A 4610-nucleotide genomic window follows, 5' to 3' on the forward strand; every position below is an offset into this window, starting at 1 on the left:
CCGCGCGCCGCAACGGGCGGGCGGCGGAGCCCCGGCCGCCGTGCGGCGCGCCGTCCGGCGGCCCGGCAGCGGGCCGCTCGCCGGGACCGGTGCCGGGGCCCGGCAACGCCGCGTGCCCGGTGGTGGGGACCTCCTCGTCGGTCGGCACCGCCGCGTGCCCGGCGGTGCGGACCTCCTCGACGGCCGGCAACACGGCGGCGACGTCGTCGTCGGTGCCGCCCAGCGGGCGCACCACCAGCAGACCGGGTTCGCTCTCCGGGAGCACCACCCAGTCCCGTCCGCGGACGTTCACCAGCGAACCTGCCAAGTACGTGGAAGCCATGAGCGGTCGTCAGTCCCCGATCGGACGGCAGGGCGGGGCAGCGCACGGGGGAGCCGGAGCGCCCGGCGCGCGACCGCTGGGCGCGTCCCCTTCCCCGTGCCGCCGCTCCATCGTTCCAGAGCGCCGCGCGCCGCCGGCCCGTGCGGACGAAGACCGGGCAGGGCAAGGGCCGTCCACGGGCGGCCCGGAGAGGCGCGGGGCGCCCTCGCACCGCCGCCACCGGCGACTTCGCCCATCGCTCCGGCCCTGCCCGGCACCGATCCGCTCTGACGTTCGCCCGGTGCGCTCGCGGGGCCGGTACGCCGGCCGGGGGAGGGCCGCGCGCACTTCGGCCCGCGCGCACTTCGGCCCGCGCGCACTTCGGCCCGCGCGCCGACCGGCCGACGTCCCGCCGGGCACGCGTACGAAGGGCCCGGACCGGCCGCCGGTCCGGGCCCTCCGGTGCGGGGGCTCAGCCGGTCGCCAGTTCCAGCAGCCTCGGCTCGGACGGAACCTCCAGCGGGGTGCGGTGGGTGCGCCACAGCCACCGCACGTCCCGGCCGAACGACCACACCAGCGCGGCCAGGGCCGACAGGGCGATCGCGAGGTTCACCGGCTGCGGCAGCAGCTCGGAGCCCGCGAGGAGCAGGCAGACACCCTGCACCGCCGCCACCGTCTTGCGGGCGAAGGACGGCGGCAGCGGGGCGGTCAGCCAGGGCGCCACCCGGGCCGCGGCGACGAACGCGTAACGCATCCCGCCGATCAGCAGCACCCACGGACCGAGATCCATCGACACGTACACGCTCAGCACCAGGATCAGGAAGGCGTCGACCTCCATGTCGAAGCGGGCGCCGAGCGCCGTCGACGTCCCGGTGCGACGGGCCACCTTGCCGTCCACACCGTCCAGCAGCAGGGCCACCGCCGTCAGGGCGACCAGCAGCGTCACCGGCGGCGCGCTCTCGAAGGAGTCCGCGACCAGTGCGGTCACCCCGCCGACCAGGGTGGCCCGCCCGAGCGTCACCCGGTTCGCGGGACCGAAGGAGCGCAGCCGGGAGCGGTGCACGGCGCGGGAGAGGACGGCCCAGGTGGCGAACGCGAAGACGAGCCCCGTCAGCCAGCCGGCCGGCCCCAGGCCGATCGCCGAGCCGAGCAGGACCAGCAGCAGAAGCTGCACGCCCGCGCCCACGGCGGTCTCCTGCTGGAGCCTCGCCTCGTACGTGTTGTTCAGGGCCACCGCACATCCTCCGGCCGAGTGACAGAGTCGATCACCGCCGCGTACTGTGCGCGGCCTGTGCACAACTCGGTACGTGAACAACTTCCCGATCGTTCAGGAGGATGCCGATGAACCGGTCGGCCCGCGCGTTCTGGCTCCGCTCGCCCGGCCACGGGGAGCTGCGCGAGGTCACCCTCGCAGGGCCCGCCGAGGGCGAGGTCCAGGTGCGCGCCCTGTACTCCGGCGTCAGCCGGGGCACGGAGACGCTCGTCTTCCGCGGCGGGGTGCCGAAGAGCCAGCACGCCCTGATGCGGGCGCCGTTCCAGGAGGGCGACTTCCCGGCCCCGGTCAAGTACGGCTACCTCAGCGTCGGCGTGGTGGAGGAGGGGCCGGCCGCGCTGCTCGGCCGTACGGTCTTCTGCCTGTATCCGCACCAGAGCCGCTACGTCGTTCCGGTGAGCGCCGTCACCGTGGTGCCCGACGGGGTGCCCGCCGGGCGCGCCGTGCTCGCCGGGACCGTCGAGACCGCCGTGAACGCCCTGTGGGACGCGACGCCGCTCATCGGCGACCGGATCGCGGTGGTCGGCGGCGGCATGGTCGGCTGCGCGGTCGCCGCGCTGCTCGCCCGTTTCCCCGGAGTCCGGCTCCAGCTGGTCGACGCCGACCCGGCCCGCGCCGCGACCGCCGAGGCGCTCGGCGTCGGCTTCGCCGCTCCCGCCGACGCCCTCGGCGACTGCGACCTCGTCGTGCACGCCAGCGCCACCGAGGCCGGCCTCACCCAGGCCCTGCGGCTCCTCGCCCCGGAGGGCACGGTCGTGGAGCTGAGCTGGTACGGCGACCGGAGCGTGACCCTGCCGCTCGGCGAGGCGTTCCACTCCCGCCGGCTCACCCTGCGCAGCAGCCAGGTCGGCACGGTCTCCCCGGCCGCCCGCCCCGGCCGCGGCTACGCCGACCGGATGGCACTCGCCCTCGACCTGCTCGCCGACCCGGCGCTGGACGCGCTCATCACCGGCGAGAGCGCCTTCGAGGAACTCCCCGACGTCCTGCCCCGACTGGCGTCCGGTGAGATCCCGGCCCTGTGCCACCGGGTCCGGTACACGGAGACCGGCCTGACCTGAGAAAAGAGGGAGACCTGACCTGAGAAAAGAGTGAGAGAGGACTGAACGGGGGGAAGCGAAGAGCCGTACTACACGGCATCCCCCGGCGGGCAAGGGCCGGGGGACCAGACGCGCCGCACCTGGAGGGTCGTCCGTTGTTCAGCATCACCGTCCGCGATCACATCATGATCGCCCACAGCTTCCGCGGCGAGGTGTTCGGGCCCGCGCAACGACTGCACGGCGCCACGTTCCTGGTGGACGCGACGTTCCGCCGCGAACAGCTGGACGAGGACAACATCGTGGTCGACATCGGCCTGGCCACGCAGGAGCTGGCCGCCATCACCGCCGGGCTGAACTACCGCAACCTCGACGACGAGCCCGAGTTCGCCGGCGTCAACACCTCCACCGAGTTCCTGGCCAAGGTCATCGCCGACCGGCTGGCCGAACGCGTCCACGAGGGCTCCCTCGGCGAGGGTGCCCGGGGGCTGACGGCGATCGCGGTGACCCTGCACGAGTCGCACATCGCCTGGGCGAGTTACGAGCGTGGCCTGTGACCGACCTGACCCTGGAGCGGGCCCGCCCCGGCCACGTGCCCGCCCGGTCCGCCGCCCCCGAGCACACCGGAACCGGAATCGTCCCCATGTCCCTGCGCACCGTGCACTTCGTGATGCCGGGGGACGTCGACGACCCGGCCGCGCCCAGCGGCGGCAACGCCTACGACCGCCGGATCTGCCTCGACCTGCCCGGCTTCGGCTGGCAGGTCGTCCGGCACGCCGTACCCGGCGGCTGGCCGCGCCCGGACGGCACCGCCCGCGACGGGCTCGCCCGCAGCCTGCGGGAGCTGCCGGACGACACGGTCGTCCTCCTCGACGGGCTCGTCGCCTGCGGAGTACCGGAGATCGTCCTCCCCGAGGCCGGACGGCTGCGCCTCGCGGTCCTCGTCCACCTGCCGCTCGGCGACGAGACCGGACTGGACCCGGCCGTCGCCGCCGGCCTGGACACCCGCGAACGGGCGGTGCTGCGCGCGGTCCCGGCGGTGATCGCCACCAGCGACTGGGCGGTCCGCCGGCTCGTCTCCCACCACGGGCTCGCCCCCGGCCGGGTGCACACGGCCGCCCCCGGCGCCGACATCGCACCCCTCGCGCCGGGCACCGACGGCGTCTCCCGGCTGCTGTGCGTGGCCGCCGTGACCCCGCGCAAGGGCCAGCACCGGCTGGTGGAGGCGCTCGCGACGGTCCGGGAGCTGCCGTGGACCTGCGAGTGCGTCGGCGGTCTCGGCCAGGACCCCCAGTACGTCGCCCATCTGCGGGAACTCATCGCCCGCTACGGCCTCGCCGACCGCCTGCACCTGACCGGACCGCGCTCCGGCGCCGACCTCGACGCCACCTACGCCACGGCCGACCTGATGGTCCTCACCTCCTACGCCGAGACCTACGGCATGGCGGTCACCGAGGCGCTCGCCCGCGGCATCCCGGTCCTCGCGACCGACGTCGGCGGCCTGCCCGAGGCGGTCGGCCGCGCCCCGGACGGCGGGGTGCCCGGCATCCTCGTCCCGCCGGAGGACCCCGCCGCCCTCGCCGCCGAACTGCGCGGCTGGTTCGGCGAACCCGACGTACGCAGGCGGCTGAAGGCCGCGGCCCGGGGCCGGCGCGCCGCCCTCGACGGCTGGGCCACCACTGCCCGCAGCCTGGCGACCGTGCTCCAGCGGCTTCCACAACCCCCCGGGAGGGCGGCATGAGCGAGGGCAGTGCAGAGATCGCGGTCCGGTCGGACCGACTGATCCCCGTTCAGCCCGGCCCCGCCGGGCGGGAGTCCGGGGACACGCCCGCCGGCGTGCCGAGCGAGGAGGTGCAGGCCGTGGACACCACGGGTGCGGACGCGGGTGCGGGTGCGGGTGCGGAGGGGCCGGGGCAGGGCGGGGAGCGCGGTGCCGGAAGGCCCGCCGGCCGCCCCTCCGGAACGGCGCGGCACCCCGCTCCCGCGCGGCCGCCGGCCGGTA

Annotated in this window: 4 protein-coding genes and 2 pseudogenes; 4 read left to right on the top strand and 2 right to left on the bottom strand. The window is 75.8% G+C overall.

Annotation, left to right across the window (positions count from 1 at the left end; genetic code table 11):
- Positions 1-322 (bottom strand): annotated as a pseudogene (locus tag GT045_RS39060) (hypothetical protein); the annotation flags it as partial.
- 451 nt (positions 323-773) lie between these two features.
- Positions 774-1535: a CDP-alcohol phosphatidyltransferase family protein gene (locus GT045_RS24210; protein ID WP_161335431.1), complete on the bottom strand. Its 762-nt coding sequence runs from the start codon at positions 1533-1535 to the stop codon at positions 774-776.
- Between the two features lie 107 nt (positions 1536-1642).
- Here GT045_RS24210 and GT045_RS24215 point away from each other — a divergent pair, with 107 nt between their 5' ends.
- The 4 genes and pseudogenes from GT045_RS24215 to GT045_RS39960 form a co-directional block, all read left to right on the top strand.
- Positions 1643-2632 carry a zinc-binding alcohol dehydrogenase gene (locus GT045_RS24215; protein WP_161295096.1) on the top strand — a complete coding sequence of 330 codons (990 nt, stop codon included), beginning with the start codon at positions 1643-1645 and terminating at the stop codon, positions 2630-2632.
- A gap of 134 nt (positions 2633-2766) precedes the next feature.
- Complete coding sequence (locus GT045_RS24220; RefSeq protein WP_161295098.1) at positions 2767-3165, top strand: 6-carboxytetrahydropterin synthase; 399 nt, start codon at positions 2767-2769, stop codon at positions 3163-3165.
- Entirely contained in the window at positions 3162-4349 is a 1188-nt protein-coding gene (locus tag GT045_RS24225; RefSeq protein ID WP_161335432.1) for a glycosyltransferase family 4 protein, read from the top strand. Before GT045_RS24220 ends, GT045_RS24225 begins: the two co-directional genes overlap by 4 nt.
- A pseudogene (locus GT045_RS39960) lies at positions 4346-4610 on the top strand (hypothetical protein); the annotation flags it as partial. The gene GT045_RS24225 and the pseudogene GT045_RS39960, both read left to right, overlap by 4 nt.

The sequence above is a fragment of the Streptomyces sp. SID486 genome (genome assembly GCF_009865385.1).
In the GTDB taxonomy this organism is placed as follows: domain Bacteria; phylum Actinomycetota; class Actinomycetes; order Streptomycetales; family Streptomycetaceae; genus Streptomyces.

Excerpts from the sequence above, each read along its gene's own strand:
- GT045_RS24215 (WP_161295096.1), top strand. The coding sequence starts at position 1,643 with ATGAACCGGTCGGCCCGCGCGTTCTGGCTCCGCTCGCCCGGCCACGGG.